Annotated in this window: 17 protein-coding genes; 2 read left to right on the top strand and 15 right to left on the bottom strand. The window is 66.5% G+C overall.

From position 1 onward, the window contains the following. Window positions 1-8: 8 nt before the first annotated feature. From recX to rlmE, 12 genes are all read right to left on the bottom strand, one after another. The gene (gene recX, locus ACEPA4_RS07670; RefSeq protein WP_005416047.1) at window positions 9-500 is read right to left on the bottom strand and encodes a recombination regulator RecX; all 492 of its coding nucleotides are present in this window, start codon (window positions 498-500) and stop codon (window positions 9-11) included. A 110-nt stretch (window positions 501-610) separates the two neighbouring features. Next, a complete protein-coding gene (gene recA, locus ACEPA4_RS07665; protein ID WP_005416046.1) occupies window positions 611-1648 on the bottom strand; it encodes a recombinase RecA in 1038 nt (345 codons plus the stop codon). A gap of 204 nt (window positions 1649-1852) precedes the next feature. Then, window positions 1853-2488 (bottom strand): transcriptional repressor LexA, encoded by a 636-nt coding sequence (gene lexA / locus ACEPA4_RS07660; RefSeq protein WP_005412936.1) that lies wholly within the window; start codon window positions 2486-2488, stop codon window positions 1853-1855. Window positions 2489-2697: 209 nt separating this feature from the next. Then, the gene (gene ubiB / locus ACEPA4_RS07655) at window positions 2698-4380 is read right to left on the bottom strand and encodes a 2-polyprenylphenol 6-hydroxylase (RefSeq protein WP_053499129.1); all 1683 of its coding nucleotides are present in this window, start codon (window positions 4378-4380) and stop codon (window positions 2698-2700) included. 34 nt (window positions 4381-4414) lie between these two features. Next, window positions 4415-4909: a CinA family protein gene (locus ACEPA4_RS07650; RefSeq protein WP_005416043.1), complete on the bottom strand. Its 495-nt coding sequence runs from the start codon at window positions 4907-4909 to the stop codon at window positions 4415-4417. A gap of 125 nt (window positions 4910-5034) precedes the next feature. Continuing rightward, window positions 5035-6345: a ribosome rescue GTPase HflX gene (hflX, locus tag ACEPA4_RS07645; RefSeq protein ID WP_005416042.1), complete on the bottom strand. Its 1311-nt coding sequence runs from the start codon at window positions 6343-6345 to the stop codon at window positions 5035-5037. Window positions 6346-6359: 14 nt separating this feature from the next. After that, entirely contained in the window at window positions 6360-6635 is a 276-nt protein-coding gene (gene hfq / locus ACEPA4_RS07640) for an RNA chaperone Hfq (RefSeq protein ID WP_004152891.1), read from the bottom strand. Window positions 6636-6732: 97 nt separating this feature from the next. Further along, a complete protein-coding gene (gene miaA, locus ACEPA4_RS07635) occupies window positions 6733-7686 on the bottom strand; it encodes a tRNA (adenosine(37)-N6)-dimethylallyltransferase MiaA (protein ID WP_053499102.1) in 954 nt (317 codons plus the stop codon). Further along, entirely contained in the window at window positions 7686-8582 is an 897-nt protein-coding gene (gene folP, locus ACEPA4_RS07630; protein WP_065195806.1) for a dihydropteroate synthase, read from the bottom strand. Before folP ends, miaA begins: the two co-directional genes overlap by 1 nt. A 398-nt stretch (window positions 8583-8980) precedes the next feature. Next, window positions 8981-9166 carry a hypothetical protein gene (locus tag ACEPA4_RS07625; RefSeq protein WP_065179301.1) on the bottom strand — a complete coding sequence of 62 codons (186 nt, stop codon included), beginning with the start codon at window positions 9164-9166 and terminating at the stop codon, window positions 8981-8983. Between the two features lie 102 nt (window positions 9167-9268). Then, window positions 9269-11203, bottom strand: coding sequence for an ATP-dependent zinc metalloprotease FtsH (gene ftsH / locus ACEPA4_RS07620; protein ID WP_005416038.1), 1935 nt, complete (start codon window positions 11201-11203; stop codon window positions 9269-9271). Between the two features lie 69 nt (window positions 11204-11272). Continuing rightward, entirely contained in the window at window positions 11273-11905 is a 633-nt protein-coding gene (gene rlmE / locus ACEPA4_RS07615; protein WP_005409014.1) for a 23S rRNA (uridine(2552)-2'-O)-methyltransferase RlmE, read from the bottom strand. A gap of 65 nt (window positions 11906-11970) precedes the next feature. Between rlmE and yhbY the strand changes: the two genes are divergently transcribed. Together yhbY and ACEPA4_RS07605 are read left to right on the top strand one after the other, a co-directional pair. After that, window positions 11971-12276: a ribosome assembly RNA-binding protein YhbY gene (gene yhbY, locus ACEPA4_RS07610; protein ID WP_005416037.1), complete on the top strand. Its 306-nt coding sequence runs from the start codon at window positions 11971-11973 to the stop codon at window positions 12274-12276. Window positions 12277-12289: 13 nt separating this feature from the next. After that, on the top strand, window positions 12290-12664 hold the full coding sequence (locus ACEPA4_RS07605) for an Mth938-like domain-containing protein (RefSeq protein WP_005416036.1): 375 nt from the start codon (window positions 12290-12292) through the stop codon (window positions 12662-12664). A 28-nt stretch (window positions 12665-12692) separates the two neighbouring features. On the opposite strand, the gene ACEPA4_RS07600 is transcribed toward ACEPA4_RS07605, so the two are convergent. The 3 genes from ACEPA4_RS07600 to ACEPA4_RS07590 form a co-directional block, all read right to left on the bottom strand. After that, complete coding sequence (locus ACEPA4_RS07600; RefSeq protein ID WP_005416035.1) at window positions 12693-13181, bottom strand: hypothetical protein; 489 nt, start codon at window positions 13179-13181, stop codon at window positions 12693-12695. A 171-nt stretch (window positions 13182-13352) separates the two neighbouring features. Next, window positions 13353-14135, bottom strand: a complete 783-nt coding sequence (locus ACEPA4_RS07595; protein WP_005416034.1) for a peptidoglycan DD-metalloendopeptidase family protein — start codon at window positions 14133-14135, stop codon at window positions 13353-13355. Further along, window positions 14132-14746, bottom strand: a complete 615-nt coding sequence (locus ACEPA4_RS07590; protein WP_005416033.1) for a YqaA family protein — start codon at window positions 14744-14746, stop codon at window positions 14132-14134. Before ACEPA4_RS07590 ends, ACEPA4_RS07595 begins: the two co-directional genes overlap by 4 nt. Window positions 14747-14756: the final 10 nt, after the last annotated feature.

The raw sequence follows: 14756 nt of genomic DNA, 5'->3' as shown, positions 1-14756 counted from the left end.
CGCCAGTCTCAGTCATCCGGGTCGTAGCGGGTCGCACGGCGGATGCTGTCGCCGTCGAAGCCCCGTCGGGCCAGCAGATCGGCGGCCTTGCGCCGCTGCGTCAGGTCCTGCGGACCGGCCTCGCCAAAGCGCCGGCGGACCAGATCACGGGCATTTTCCTGCCAGTCGCCATCGTAACTGTCCATCGCCGCGGCAATCGCGGCACTGTCCAGGCCATGGGTGCCCAGCTCGGCGCGGACATGGATCGGGCCATAACCCGTATTGGCGCGCATCCGCACCAGGTTCTCAGCAAAACGGGTGTCGTCCTGCCAGCCCGCTTCGGTCAGCTTGGCGACAGCGGCCTGCGCGGCTTCGTCTTCGATGCCACGGGCGGTCAGCTTGCGGGTGAGTTCCTTGCGCGAGTGCTCGCGGCGGACCAGCAGGCCCAGCGCCCGTTGTACGGGAGTCTGCTCACGCTGCCGGCGCTTGCGGCCGGTAGGAATGTCTTCGGCGTCGGACATCGATGCTCCAAGGGTGGCGCCGTCCTTGGCGCCCTGCCCATCCCTGGGCGATTCGAACCTGCGGGACAGGGCGACGTCACTGACGGCGCCGCCCTGCCCCACAGCAAGCCTTACTCGTCGTCGCCTTCGTCGTCGCCTTCCTCGCGGGCCGCTTCGGCCGGCTGGAATTTCTCACGCAGCTCGGCCTCGAGCTTGGCGGCGACGGTCGGGTTGTCGCGCAGGTAGCCGCGGGCATTGTCCTTGCCCTGGCCAATGCGCTCTTCACCGTAGCTGTACCAGGCGCCGGCCTTCTCGACCAGCTTGGCATCCACGCCCATGTCGATCAGTTCGCCCTCGCGGCTGATGCCTTCGCCGTACAGGATCTCGGTGATGACCTGCTTGAACGGAGGCGCCAGCTTGTTCTTGACGACCTTGATCTTGGTCTGGTTGCCGATGATCTCATCGCCCTTCTTGATCGCACCGATACGGCGGATGTCCAGGCGGACCGAGGCGTAGAACTTCAGCGCGTTGCCGCCGGTGGTGGTTTCCGGGCTCTGGCCCGGCATCATCACGCCGATCTTCATGCGCAGCTGGTTGATGAAGATCACCAGGGTGTTCGAACGCTTGATGTTGCCGGTCAGCTTGCGCAGCGCCTGGCTCATCAGGCGGGCCTGCAGACCCGGCAGCTGGTCACCCATTTCGCCTTCGATTTCGGCCTTCGGGGTCAGCGCGGCGACCGAGTCGACCACCAGGATGTCAACCGAGCCCGAACGGACCAGCATGTCGGCGATTTCCAGCGCCTGCTCACCGGTGTCCGGCTGCGACAACAGCAGGTCGTCCACGTTCACGCCCAGCTTCGCGGCGTAGATCGGGTCAAGCGCGTGCTCGGCATCGATGAAGGCCGCGGTACCGCCCATCTTCTGGCATTCGGCGATGGCCTGCAGAGTCAGGGTGGTCTTGCCCGAGGATTCCGGCCCGTAGATCTCAACGACACGGCCCTTCGGCAGACCGCCAATGCCCAGTGCGATGTCGAGCATCAGCGAACCGGTCGGGATGGCTTCGACGGGCTCGACCACGCGGTCGCCCATGCGCATCACCGAGCCCTTGCCGAACTGCTTCTCGATCTGGCCCAGAGCAGCAGCCAAGGCGCGCTTCTTGTTCTCGTCCATCGTATTGGTCCTTGCAGAGGTCATGTCGTTGGGGGTGCTGTCTTTGGGGGTCTTCTTTGCCATGGGTTCACTTTAAGTCGGACGTATCGCACAGGCTGAGATTCTGCCCGGCGCTCTGAGAAGAATTATCGGACATCCGTACCAACCTCAGTGGAACCAGAGAATCGCCACAAAAGACCGCGGGGTAATGCACCATGGAGCGGGTCAACGATTGGGCCGAAGCAGGCCGCAATAGAGGCCTTCGATCGCAAAATCCTGGTCCGGCAGCACCTCGATCGGCTTGTAATCGGGATTGCGCGGCAGCAGGCGGATGCGGTCCTTGGCGATCTTCAGCAGCTTGACGGTGATCTCGTCATCGATGCGGGCCACCACGATCTGCCCGGAATGGGCGTCGCGGGTGCGGTGCACGCCGATCAGGTCACCGTCGAAGATGCCCTCATCGATCATCGAGTCGCCCTGCACTTTCAGCAGGTAGTCCGGCGCCGGCGAGAAGAACACCCGGTCCAGCACCACGAAATCGTCGGAGCCGATGTCGGCACCGATCGGCAGGCCGGCAGCGACCCGGCCCAGCACCGGCAAGCGCAGCACGCTGTCCGGAAGGCCCGGCTCGGCCAGCTTTTCGACCGGCGGTGCCTGCACCAGGCGGATGCCGCGAGCCTGGCCCGGGATGCGACGGATCGCACCGGCCTGCTCCAGGGCTTCCAGGTGGTACTGGGCCGCACGCACGCCCTTGAAGCCGAACGCGCGTGCGATTTCAGTCTGCGACGGCGGTGCGCCTTCGCTCTCGATACGCTCGGCGATCAACTGCAGGATCGCCTGCTGGGTGTCGGTCAGGTCCATGGTTAGTAGTATTACTACTAACGCACACAACTGCAAGTGCCGGGTACGACAAACAGGTGATGGGGATCTGTAGTGCCGAGCCATGCTCGGCAGTTTGGCCAATGGCCGGGCGGCAAAGGCAAAAGCGAGAGCAGCCGACCAGCGGTCGGCCCTACAGGAATCGCGCAGCGATTCCACGGTTCCGATGGGGAACCGCTGCGGCAAGCACACTATGTGTGCTTGCCGCTCCTCCATATGGAGAACAGGATCCACACGCCGCAGAAGCCGGCGCCGATGAAACCGCACACGCCCAGTGCCAGCAGCCAGCGACTGGAGACCCCGCCAACGCTGTGCATCACGATCGAGGACCCGATGATCAGCGCGGCGGTGACGATACCCATCACCAGCCGGTTCGCTGCCCGATTCACCTGTTCGCCAAAGCCCTGCAGCGCAGTGGTTTCCACCTTCAGCTGGAGGCGGCCGCGGCGTGCCGCCTGGACCAGCTTGCGCAGGTCGCGGGGCAGTTCCCCGGCGAAGTCGACCAGGCCCAGCAGGCTGCGTCGGCCACGCTTGAGCAGCGCCTTGGGCGCATAGCGCTGCAGCACCACCCGTTCCAGGAACGGGCGCGCGGCACTGGCCATGTCGAAATCCGGGTCCAGCTGGCGACCCATGCCTTCCAGGGTCAGGAAGGCCTTGATCATCAGCGCCAGATCGGCCGGCAGGGTCAGGCTGTAGCTGCGCAGCAGCTGGGTGATATCGCCCAGCATCAGGCCGATGCGCAGGTCCTTCAGCGGCACGCCGCGATACTGGTCGACGAACTGGCTGATGTCGTGCTGCAGGCGGTTCTCGTCCACTTCCACGCCGCCGGCCCAGTCCAGCAGCACATCGGCCACGCTCTGCGGGTCCTGCTCGACCAGCCCGTGCAGCAGCTGCGCGACCTGGAAGCGGCGCACTTCGGACAACGCGCCGACCATGCCGAAGTCAATCACGCCGATGCGGCCGTCACGCAGGTAGAAGATGTTGCCGGGGTGCGGGTCGGCGTGGAAGCAGCCGTCCTCCAGCACCATCTTGAGCACGATGCCGGCACCGCGCCGAGCCAGTTCGCGCCGGTCCAGGCCCGCCGCATCGACGCCGGCCAGGTCACGCCCGGGAATGCCGTCGACGAAGTCCTGCACATTCAGGCTTTCACAGGTCCACTGCCAGTGCACGCTGGGGATCAGGATGTCGTCACGGCCGTTGAAGTTGCGTGCGATGCGTTCGGCGTTGCGGCATTCGGCGGCGAAATCCAGCTCGCGTCGCAGCGACACGGTGAACTGCTGCACGACCTCGGCCGGACGATAGCGGCGCAGGTCCGGCAGCCGCGCCTCGACGATTTCGGCCAGGCGCGCCAGCAACCGCAGGTCGGCCTCGACCACGTCGCGGATACCCGGGCGCCGTACCTTCAGCACCACCTCGCGGCCGTCATGCAGGCGCGCGCGATGGGCCTGCGCCAGCGAGGCGGCGGCCATCGGGATTTCATCGAGGAAGGCGAACACGTCTGCAGGCGAGGCGCCCAGGTCGGCCTCCAGCTGCTCGCGGATATCGGCGTACGGCAGCGCGGGTACCGCGTTCTGCAGCTCGGACAGTTCAGCGATCCATTCCGGCGGCAGCAGGTCGACGCGCGTCGCCAGCACCTGACCGAGCTTGACGAAGGTCGGGCCGAGATCCTGCATCGCGCTGCGTACGCGCACCGGCGCGGTCATCCGCAGCAGTTCCTGGCGATCCTCGTTCCAGTGCAGCAGGCGCCCAGCGCGCTCCAGCGTGGTGGCCAGGCCGATGCGCCGCACCACGTCACCGAAACCATAGCGGATCAGGACAACCGCAATTTCCTGCAGTCGGCCCAGGTCACGGACCGTGCCCAGCGTTTCCCACATCATGCGTGCTCCGGACGATTACCGGAGCAGCATGTCACAGCTGGGCGTCGATGCCGCGCAATGCCGCCGCCACGGTTTGCCGGCGGATGGCTTCGCGGTCGCCCTCGAACTGGAACAGCTCGGCGCGGGCGTAGCCGCCGCGCCGCTTCCAGCCGATCCAGACGCTGCCGACCGGCTTGCCAGGGCTGCCACCGCCGGGACCGGCGATGCCGGTCACTGCCACCGCGATGCCGGCCCCCGAGTTGACCAGCGCACCGGAAACCATTTCCAGCACGGTTTCGCGGCTGACTGCGCCAAACTGCTCCAGCGTCTGTGCGCGCACGCCGAGCAGGCGCTGCTTGGCTTCGTAGCTGTAGACCACCATGCCGCAGTCGAAGAATGCCGACGAACCTGCGATGTCGGTCATGCACTTTGCAATCCAGCCACCACTGCAGCTTTCAGCGGTCACCAGCTGCAGCGAGGCCTGCTCGAGGCGCTGCCCAAGCGCGGCGGACTGGATATTGAGTTCAGCGTCGGTGGGGATGGACATCGGCATGACGGTGGGGTGAAGAACCTGCACGTTGTACCGCAGATGACAGGCAGATGTCGCGCCCATCCGGGACGGTTGCGCTGCCGGCCGGCGGCCGGCACTCGCCGGCCCTGCCAGGTGCTACCTCACCACTCCGGCAGTTTCTCCGGCAGCAGCGCCCGGATCGGTGCGCCGTCGGCACTGGCGGCCAGCTTCTCGGCTTCGGCAATCGGCAAGTCGACATGCAGCAGCCAGCCTTCCTCATCAGCCTGCTCGCTGCGGATCACTTCCAGCTGGTGCAGGCGCGCGCGCAGGCGGCCGGCATCCGGCGGCAGGCGCAGTTCGCCGGTGACATGCTGCAGGCCCAGGCGCTTGCCCAGCACCGCCTGCAGCAGCTCCAGCCCCCGCCCGTCACGCGCGGAAATCCACACCCGCTCACGACGCGACTCATCCGGGATACCGTCCTGGCCATCGTGGCGCACGTCGGCACCGTCGATGCGGTCGATCTTGTTGAACACCAGCAATTGCGGCAGGTCGCCGGCACCGACTGCGGTCAGCACCTCGTCGACCTGGGCGATGCGCTCCTCGCGGTGCGGATCGGCAGCGTCGACCACATGCAGCAGGAAGTCGGCCTCGCGCGCCTCGGACAGGGTCGAGCGGAACGCCGCGACCAGATCATGCGGCAGATCGCGGACGAAACCGACGGTATCGGCCAGCACCACGTTGCCCCCCGGCACCGCGATGCGGCGCACGGTCGGATCCAGCGTTGCGAACAGTTGGTCGGCGGCATAGGCCTCAGCGCCGGTCATGGCGTTGAACAGGGTCGACTTGCCGGCGTTGGTGTAGCCCACCAGGGCCACGCGCGGCAGCTCGCTGCGCACACGCGCACGGCGCATCTGGGTGCGCTGCACTTCGACCTTTTCCAGGCGCTTCTGCAGCTGCTCCACCCGCTTCTGCAGCAGACGGCGGTCAGTTTCCAGCTGGGTTTCACCCGGTCCGCGCAGGCCGATCGAACCGCCGCGCTGGCGCTCCAGATGGGTCCAGCCGCGCACCAGCCGCGTAGCCAGGTGGCGCAGCTGTGCCAGTTCGACCTGCAGCTTGCCTTCGTGGCTGTGCGCACGCTGGGCGAAGATGTCCAGGATCAGGCCGGTGCGGTCGATCACCCGGCGCTCGAGGAAACGTTCCAGGTTGCGTTCCTGGCCCGGGCTCAATGCATGATTGACCAGGATCAGGTCGGCCCCGCTGGCGTCGGCCGCAGCCTTGATCTCGTCCAGCTTGCCGCTGCCGATCAGGGTCGACGGATTCGGACGGTCCAGGCGCGCAGTGATCGTCGCGGCGATGCTGGCCCCGGCCGAGCGGGCCAGATCACCGAATTCTTCGAGCACATCGTCTTCCAGCTTGCCGAAATGGGGCTGGATCAACAGGGCGTGTTCACCCTTTTTCGAGCGGTCAAACATTCACCGCTCCGGTGTTACTCGTCTGCTTCATCACCTGCCTGACCGCCTTCACCCGACTGCACGTAACCACCGCCCGGACCGACCTTCACGTTGCGTGCCGGAACGACGGTGGAAATGGCGTGCTTGTAGACCATCTGACTGACCGTGTTGCGCAGCAGGACCACGAACTGGTCGAACGACTCGATCGTGCCCTGCAGCTTGATGCCGTTCACCAGGTACACCGAAACCGGCACGCGTTCGCGCCGCAGTGCGTTCAAGAAAGGATCCTGCAGCGATTGCCCCTTGGACATTGCACACTCCTGATTATTGTTCTTATTGGGTTGCCGACGGTTGCCGCGGCCCCCCGAGCCGCCCGCCGACCGATGATGTTACACGGCTGGCGGGGATTCAGCGTGCGACGAAGGTCGACACCGCGCTGGCCAGGCGCTCCCCATCAACATGGGGGTCGAACCAGCGCGCATCAAGCTCGCCGCGCAGCCAGGTCAGCTGGCGCTTGGCCAGTTGCCGGGTGGCGAAGATCGCCTTGTCACGGAAACGGGCGGCATCACCCTCCCCGTCCAGGTACTCCCAGGCCTGCCGATAGCCGACCGCGCGCACTGCCGGCAGGTCCAACGGCGCCTCCACGGCTGCCATTTCCGGCATCGCGCGCAATGCCCGCACCTCGTCGAGGAACCCCTGCCCCAGCATGGCGTCGAAGCGCGCCTCGATGCGCTGGTGCAGAACCGCACGGTCGCGTGGAGCGAGGATCAGCTTGAGGGTGCGCACCGGCAATGGCGCTACGCCCGGCCGGCGCTGCCATTCAGTAATGGGGATACCGGTCAGGCGATAGACCTCCAGCGCCCGCTGGATGCGTTGCGGATCGGTCGCATGGATGCGTGCGGCGGCGGCCGGGTCGACCTTGGCCAGCTCGGCGTGCAGTGCCGCCCAGCCACGCTCGGCCGCCTCGGCGCTGAGCGCTTCGCGCATTGCCGGGTCGGCCTCCGGCATCGGCGACAGGCCCTGCAGCAGCGCCCGGAAGTACAGGCCAGTGCCACCGGCCAGGATCGGCGTCCTGCCACGCGCCACGATGTCGGCCACGACCCGTCCGGCATCGGCGGCGAACTCGGCCGCCGAGTAGGTCTGCCAGGGGTCACGCAGGTCCAGCAGATGGTGCGGCGCCTGCGCGCGCTCCGTCGCATCGGGCTTGGCCGAACCGATGTCCAGGTGGCGGTACACCAGTGCCGAGTCGACGCTGACGATTTCACCATCCAGCTGCCGTGCCAGGGCGATCGCAGTGGCGGTCTTGCCACTGGCGGTCGGCCCCATCACGGCGATCGCCAGTGGCCGCCGATCGATACCCATCAGTCTTCGTCCGGCCAGCGGATCGTCGGCGCAGCGTCGGCGCGCGGCGTCGGTACGGCTTGCACCGCCTGCCAGATCTTCAGCGCATCAACTGTGGCCGCCACGTCATGCACGCGTACGATGCGCGCGCCACGCTGGACCGCGATCAGGTGCGCGGCCACCGAGGCCGCTACCCGCTCGGACGGCGTATCGCGACCTGTCAGTTCACCGAGACTGCGCTTGCGCGACAGGCCGGCCAGCATCGGCACGCCCAGTTCCAGAAAGCGCTCCGAACGCGCCAGCAGGGTCATGTTGTGGCCGGTGGTCTTGCCGAAGCCGAAACCGAGGTCGATCAGCAGGTTCTTCCTCGCGATGCCTGCCATCTCGGCAGCGAACAGGCGCTGCACCAGGAAGCCGTGCACCTCGCCGACCACATCGTCGTAGTGCGGATCGGCCTGCATGTGGCCCGGTTCGCCCTGCATGTGCATCAGCACCACCGGCACGCCGGTTTCCGCAGCGGCCTCGAGCGCACCCTCCTGGCGCAGGCCGAAGATGTCGTTGATCATGCCGGCGCCAGCGGCCACGGCCGCGCGCATCACTTCCGGCTTGAAGGTGTCGATGCTGATCGGCACGTGGGTCCGGGCCGCCAGCTGCTCGATCACCGGAATCACCCGGCCCAGCTCCTCCTCGACCGATACCGGCGTAGCGCCCGGGCGGGTCGATTCGCCGCCGATATCGAGAAGGTCCGCGCCCTCCTCGACCAGCTTCAGGCCATGAGCGACTGCGGCCTCGGTGGTGTCGTGCGCGCCGCCATCGGAAAACGAGTCCGGGGTGACGTTGACGATGCCCATGACCTGGGCACGGTCGAGGCGCAGGATGCGGCCGGCGCAATCGAGCTGGGGCGAAGTATCGAACATCGGTAATCCTGCTGGAACAACGGCGGGTAGTTTAGTTCGGCAGGGCGGCGCCCTGCACCCGCAGAGGCAACGGCCAAAGCCAATGCGGCTCTGGATTGCTGATGGTCTGGCGGGACGGTGTGGGGCTGCAGGACCGTTGGCGCCATGGATGGCGCCATCGAGCCCCCATGGGTGAGGGCGCTTTGCCTGCGAAGCACTGCTTCGCAAGCGCCCGAACGCACAGCCGCCGGCGGCTGGGCCGGACCGCGGAGCGGGGTTTACGGCGTGTCCTGCCAACCCACACCGCCCCGCCACCCCAAGGAATGCCCGCTTCTGCTGTTGCTGTTGCTGTTGCTGCTGAGGTTGCCGGCCAGCGGCCGGCACTACCACGGGTGCAGGGCGCAGCCCTGCCGACACCCTCAACGGCGGCGACGCTTGCGGTCCACGTACAGGGTCCTGGCGATGCTCAGCACGATGCCGACCGCGATACCCACCACGCAGCCCAACAGCAGATTGTCGGCTCCGAGGCCCACACCCACGCCGACCACGGTGGCGATGACCATTTCGACGGTGTGGGAAATCGGTTCGGGCTTCGGGGCAGACATGCGGGCTCCAGCGTCAGTTCGGTTCTTCGGAATGGGCCGGTAGCCCGGAAACGACGAAGCCGGGTTGCCCCGGCCTCGTCTGGTGTCACGCGCAGCGGGCCGTCAGTGCGATTCGGCCGGGCCCGCGATCGGCGGCAGCGGGCGGGCGTCGCCGCCCTTGTCGTTGCCACCATCCTTGTTCGACTTGCTCCAGCCAGCCGGCGGCGGCGGATCGCGGCCTTCCATGATGGCGTCGATCTGCGGCGCGTCGATCGTCTCGTACTGCAGCAGCAGCTGGGACATCGCGTGCAACTTGTCCAGGTTGGCCGTCATCAGCTCGGTAGTGCGCGCGTAGGCTTCGTCGAGGATCTTGCGCACCTCCTCATCGATGCGACGCGCGGTGTCGTTGGACACGCTCTTGTGCTGGGTGACCGAACGGCCCAGGAACACCTCGTCATCCTCTTCGCCATAGGCGATCGGGCCGAGCTGGTCGGACAGGCCCCACTTGGTGACCATGTTGCGGGCCATCTTGGTGGCGCGTTCGATGTCGTTGGAAGCGCCCGTGGTGACCTTGTCGGCACCGAAGATCAGCTCCTCGGCCACACGACCACCGTACAGCGAGCACAGCTGCGACTTGATCGCCACGCGGTTCATCGAATACTTGTCGCCCTCCGGCAGGTACATGGTCACGCCCAGCGCACGGCCGCGCGGGATGATCGTGACCTTGTAGACCGGGTCGTGCTCGGGCACCAGGCGGCCGACAATGGCGTGGCCGGCTTCGTGGTAGGCGGTCAGGGTCTTCTCTTCTTCGCTCATGGCCATCGAGCGGCGCTCGGCACCCATCAGGATCTTGTCGCGGGCACGGTCGAAGTGGTCCATGCGGACTTCCTTCTCGTTGCCACGCGCGGCGAACAGGGCCGCCTCGTTGCACAGATTGGCCAGATCAGCACCGGAGAAGCCCGGGGTACCCCGCGCGATCACCATCGGCTCGACATCGTCGGCGAGCGGCAGCTTGCGCATGTGGACCTTCAGGATGTGCTCGCGACCCTTCACGTCCGGCAGGCCAACCACGACCTGGCGGTCGAAGCGACCCGGGCGCAGCAGCGCCGGGTCCAGCACGTCCGGACGGTTGGTGGCGGCGATCACGATCACGCCTTCACCGCCCTCGAAACCGTCCATTTCGACCAGCAGCTGGTTCAGGGTCTGCTCGCGCTCGTCATGGCCACCGCCCAGGCCGGCGCCACGGTGGCGACCGACGGCGTCGATTTCGTCGATGAAGATGATGCACGGGGCATGCTTCTTGGCCTGCTCGAACATGTCGCGCACGCGGCTGGCGCCGACGCCGACGAACATTTCCACGAAGTCCGAACCGGAGATCGAGAAGAACGGCACCTTGGCTTCGCCGGCGATGGCCTTGGCCAGCAGCGTCTTGCCGGTACCCGGCGGGCCCACCATCAGCACGCCGCGCGGAATCTTGCCACCCAGCTTGGTGAACTTGGACGGGTCGCGCAGGAAGTCGACCAGCTCGCCCACTTCTTCCTTGGCCTCGTCGCAGCCGGCGACGTCGGCGAAGGTGACCTTGATCTGGTCCTCGCCCTGCAGCTTGGCGCGCGACTTGCCGAAGGACATCGCGCCCTTGGCACCGCCGCCACCGCCCTGCATCTGGCGCATGATGAACAACCAGAAGCCGATGATCAGGATGACCGGCAGGAAATTCATCAGGATCGCGCCGAGGGAGATGCCGCTGGACGGCTCCTCCTGCACGATCTCCACGTTCTTGGTGCGCAGCACGTTGATCAGGTCGCGATCGAACGGTGCGGTGATGGTGGATGTCTGCCCGCCACGGGTGGTGTAGGTCAGCTGGCTGGTGCCGCCGCGCATGTCGCCGCCAAAGGCGACCTTCTGCACGTTGCCGCTGTCCACCTGGTCCAGGAACTGCGAGTACGACGCACCCTGCGCGCCGGCTCCGGAGGACTTCGGCGAGAAGCTCTGGAAGACCACCATCAGCACGACGGCGACGACCACCCATAGCAGGAGGTTCTTGGTCAAGTCGTTCATCCTCATTGGCTCCGGTGTTCCTCTCAGTGCTGGCGTTGCGTGGGGGTCGAACTTGCGTACATTGCGAGCTTACTTCATGTGGGCGCGTTTTCCCTGACCCAAGGCGTACACCTCGGGAGAGCGCTTGCGCGAGGCTTCCGGCTTGCGGATGGAGACCTTGTCGTACCGGCGGCGCATGTCGCGCACGTAGTCGTCAAAGCCCTCGCCCTGGAACAGCTTGATCAGGAATGCCCCACCGGTCTTCAGGTGGTTGTCGGCAAAATCCAGGGCCAGCTCCGCCAGGTGCATCATCCGCGGCTGGTCGACCGCGCCCACACCACTCTTATTGGGGGCCATGTCCGACAGCACAAGGTCTACCGGCTGATCCCCGAGCATGGCTTCAAACTGCGATAGGACGGCTTCTTCCCTGAAGTCACCATGAAGGAACTCCACGCCGGCCAGCGGCGGCATGTCCAGGATGTCCAGGGCCAGCACGCGGCCGGTGTCGCCGATCTGTCTCCTAACCTGCTGAGACCAGCCACCCGGCGCCGCGCCGAGGTCGACCACCACCATGTGCGGCTTCAGCAGCCGGTCACGTTCAAGCAGCTCTTCGAGCTTGTAGGCGGCGCGCGAGCGCATGCCTTCGGCCTGCGCCTTCTTCACGAAGGGGTCGGAGAAGTGTTCCTTGAGCCAGCGCTGGCTGCTTTTGCTGCGGGTAGCCATTGAAAATAGGGGCTGATGGGGTCCTCATGATACCCTGATCGCCCCATTCAACCGTGTTTTCCTGCATGTCCATCGCCCTGACCGCTTCCCAGACCCGTTTCCTGCGCGGCCAAGCCCACGACCTGAAGGCCCTGCTGCAGACCGGCGGCAAGGGTGTGACCCCGGCCTTCATCGCTGAGCTGAACGAAGTGCTGGAGCGCCACGAGCTGGTCAAGGTGAAGGTCGCTGCCGAGGATCGCGACGCCCGTGACGTGATGATCGGCGAGATCGTCGAAGCCACCGAGAGCGCTCTGGTGCAGCGCATCGGCCACGTCGCCGTGCTGTACCGCCCGAGCAGGGAACAGCGCCAGATCGTGCTGCCGCGCGGCTGATCGCCCTACCGTCATGCAGCTGAACCACGAACCGCCCGACTACGCCTACAGCCTGCGCGCCGCCGATGGCCGCTCGGCCAAGGTCAATGACCAGGTGCTGGACGGGAGCTTCTTCCTGACCCCGGACCAGCTGGTCGCGCATTGGCCGGTGGCGAGCGCCGCTGCGTTGCAGCTGGCGGACCTGGAGCCGATCCTGGCGCTGAACCCGGCGCTGATCGTGCTGGGTACCGGTGACCGCCAGGTGTTCCCATCGGCGGTGGTGATGGCCGCCTGCCTGTCACGCGGCATCGGCCTGGAAGTGATGAACAATCCAGCCGCCGCACGCACCTTCAACATCCTGGCAGGCGAAGGCCGCAAGGTCGCGGCTGCTTTCATTCTGGAAGGCTGAGTTCTCGAGTCACCGGTGCCTCCGGCCCCTAGCGGCCTGAAGGCGCGCAGCGGAATGCCGAGAACTCCTGGAGCCGGCCGATCAGGTGGCCGCCCTGCCCCCAGCGGATATCCATGACCTTCCAGTCCCGGTCCTGCCGCTGCAGCAGGACCCGGTCGGTCCATCGATAGTCGCCCACTGCCATGTCGACGCGGATCCAGGTCGCGTCACCCCTCGATTCGGGCATTCCCACCGCGACCGTGTCCGGTCGGTCCGGCGCCAGCAGATACAGGCTCTGGTCGAGCATGTGCGGCTTCTCGTCGCGCGCGGCCAGCGCGGTGCAGGCCCGCTCGTAAGCATGCTGCGCATCGACCGCCGAGCGCAGGGCATCGCCCAGCAACGGCGGGATGGCTGCTTCATCTGAAGCCGGCGCCTGGACTACGGCGTAAAGACGGGTGACCACGTCGCGCGGATCGCTGGCCGCGGTGACCAGCGGCGCGACGATCAGCAAGGCGAGAACGGAAGCAGGACGCAGCATGGGGTACCGGGTCGACTGGGACCGCTCAAGAATGCCGGGTATCCGGTCCGCCGTGAAGGTGAGCCTGCGGCACACAGGATCGCAAACGACCGCTCCGCAGTCGCTGAGTCGAGCACGGCTCTACAGGTCAGGAACGCCAGGCATGGCCCGGCACTCCCTGTTCCAACCGCGTCAACGTGCCGGCAGGTACTGCTGCGGATCGACCGGCTTGCCGTTGTAGCGAATCTCGAAGTGGACCATGTCGCGGTTCGCACCGGTGCGGCCCATTTCGGCGATCTGCTCGCCAGCCTTCACGCTCTGCCCTTCATTGACCAGGCGCTTGCGGTTGTGACCATAGGCGGACAGCCACTGGTCGCTGTGCTTGATGATGATCAGTTCGCCGTAGCCGACCAGGCCGGCACCGGAGTACACCACCACACCGTTGGCGGTTGCCTTGACCGGCTGGCCGCTGGTGCCGGCGATGTCGACGCCCTGCTTGGTCGCGTCACCGGCCACGTAGCGGCCGACGATCGCGCCATCGGCTGGCCAGCGCCAGGCGATGTTGCTCTTCACCGGCCCGACCGGCGCCGGGGCCGGCGCGGTGCTGCCGCCACTGCTGCCAGCCGAACGCGGCGGGGTGACCACCGTGGTCGGCGCACGGCCGCTGGTGGCCCCCTGCGGATACAGGCGGATCACCTGGCCGGGGTAGATGGTCGACGGGTTGTCCAGACGATTCCAGGCAATCAGGTCGGCCGGGGTGATGTCATGGATGCGGGCCAGCGCATAGATGGTGTCGCCCTTGCGCACCACCACGGTCTGCCCGGGCTTGGGTACCGAGGTCTTCGGCGTGGTCACGCCGCCAGCGTTGCCGCCGCCCGGGCGGACCACGGTGGCGGTACCGCAGGCGGCCAGTGTGGAAACCAGCAACGCCAGCGCGCCGATGCGCACTCCCTTGCTCAGACGATCAGGATTCATGCGAACTTCGACCTCCATACAAGCCAGGCGATCAGCACCACCACCAGCACGGTGGCGATCCAGCCCAGCGGTTCAATCCAGCGACGCAGCGCCGCTTCGGCACGCGCACCACCGATACGGATGACCGCGGCCAGCACGAACACGCGCTTGCCACGACCGATCAACATGCTCAACAGGTACTGCGGCATCGGTACGCCGACGATACCCGATGCCCACGTGAAGACCTTCATCGGGATCGGCATGAAGCCGCCCAGCACCAGGAAGGTGAACACCGCCCACGGCGATTCGGCCATCTTCGCCTGCACGGTGGTGATGCCCTGCTCGATCGCCGGAAGCATGCCCAGCGCCTCGAACACCGGCTTGATCGCCTCGAAAGCGTAATGACCCAGCGCGTAACCAACCAGCGCGCCGACCATCGAGCCCGCCAGGCTGAGGGTGGCGAACCACCAGCCACGCTTGGGCTGGGCCACGCACATCGGTGCCAGCATCACTTCCGGCATCACCGGGAAGATGATCGCTTCAAAGAAACTCAGTACCGTCAGGTAGGTCGGCGCGCGTTCGTGCGCCGCCCACTTCATCGCCCGCTCGTACAGCGGCCCGAAAATCTTCATGCAACCCTGC

Source organism: Stenotrophomonas sp. P2112 (assembly GCF_041897515.1).
GTDB classification, from domain to species: Bacteria; Pseudomonadota; Gammaproteobacteria; order Xanthomonadales; family Xanthomonadaceae; genus Stenotrophomonas; species Stenotrophomonas sepilia.
This window is presented reverse-complemented; position numbering and strand designations above follow the sequence as displayed.

Excerpts from the sequence above, each read along its gene's own strand:
- recX (WP_005416047.1), bottom strand. The coding sequence starts at position 500 with ATGTCCGACGCCGAAGACATTCCTACCGGCCGCAAGCGCCGGCAGCGT.
- recA (WP_005416046.1), bottom strand. The coding sequence starts at position 1,648 with ATGGACGAGAACAAGAAGCGCGCCTTGGCTGCTGCTCTGGGCCAGATC.
- lexA (WP_005412936.1), bottom strand. The coding sequence starts at position 2,488 with ATGGACCTGACCGACACCCAGCAGGCGATCCTGCAGTTGATCGCCGAG.
- ubiB (WP_053499129.1), bottom strand. The coding sequence starts at position 4,380 with ATGTGGGAAACGCTGGGCACGGTCCGTGACCTGGGCCGACTGCAGGAA.
- ACEPA4_RS07650 (WP_005416043.1), bottom strand. The coding sequence starts at position 4,909 with ATGTCCATCCCCACCGACGCTGAACTCAATATCCAGTCCGCCGCGCTT.
- hflX (WP_005416042.1), bottom strand. The coding sequence starts at position 6,345 with ATGTTTGACCGCTCGAAAAAGGGTGAACACGCCCTGTTGATCCAGCCC.
- hfq (WP_004152891.1), bottom strand. The coding sequence starts at position 6,635 with ATGTCCAAGGGGCAATCGCTGCAGGATCCTTTCTTGAACGCACTGCGG.
- miaA (WP_053499102.1), bottom strand. The coding sequence starts at position 7,686 with ATGGGTATCGATCGGCGGCCACTGGCGATCGCCGTGATGGGGCCGACC.
- folP (WP_065195806.1), bottom strand. The coding sequence starts at position 8,582 with ATGTTCGATACTTCGCCCCAGCTCGATTGCGCCGGCCGCATCCTGCGC.
- ACEPA4_RS07625 (WP_065179301.1), bottom strand. The coding sequence starts at position 9,166 with ATGTCTGCCCCGAAGCCCGAACCGATTTCCCACACCGTCGAAATGGTC.
- ftsH (WP_005416038.1), bottom strand. The coding sequence starts at position 11,203 with ATGAACGACTTGACCAAGAACCTCCTGCTATGGGTGGTCGTCGCCGTC.
- rlmE (WP_005409014.1), bottom strand. The coding sequence starts at position 11,905 with ATGGCTACCCGCAGCAAAAGCAGCCAGCGCTGGCTCAAGGAACACTTC.
- yhbY (WP_005416037.1), top strand. The coding sequence starts at position 11,971 with ATGTCCATCGCCCTGACCGCTTCCCAGACCCGTTTCCTGCGCGGCCAA.
- ACEPA4_RS07605 (WP_005416036.1), top strand. The coding sequence starts at position 12,290 with ATGCAGCTGAACCACGAACCGCCCGACTACGCCTACAGCCTGCGCGCC.
- ACEPA4_RS07600 (WP_005416035.1), bottom strand. The coding sequence starts at position 13,181 with ATGCTGCGTCCTGCTTCCGTTCTCGCCTTGCTGATCGTCGCGCCGCTG.
- ACEPA4_RS07595 (WP_005416034.1), bottom strand. The coding sequence starts at position 14,135 with ATGAATCCTGATCGTCTGAGCAAGGGAGTGCGCATCGGCGCGCTGGCG.
- ACEPA4_RS07590 (WP_005416033.1), bottom strand. The coding sequence starts at position 14,746 with ATGAAGATTTTCGGGCCGCTGTACGAGCGGGCGATGAAGTGGGCGGCG.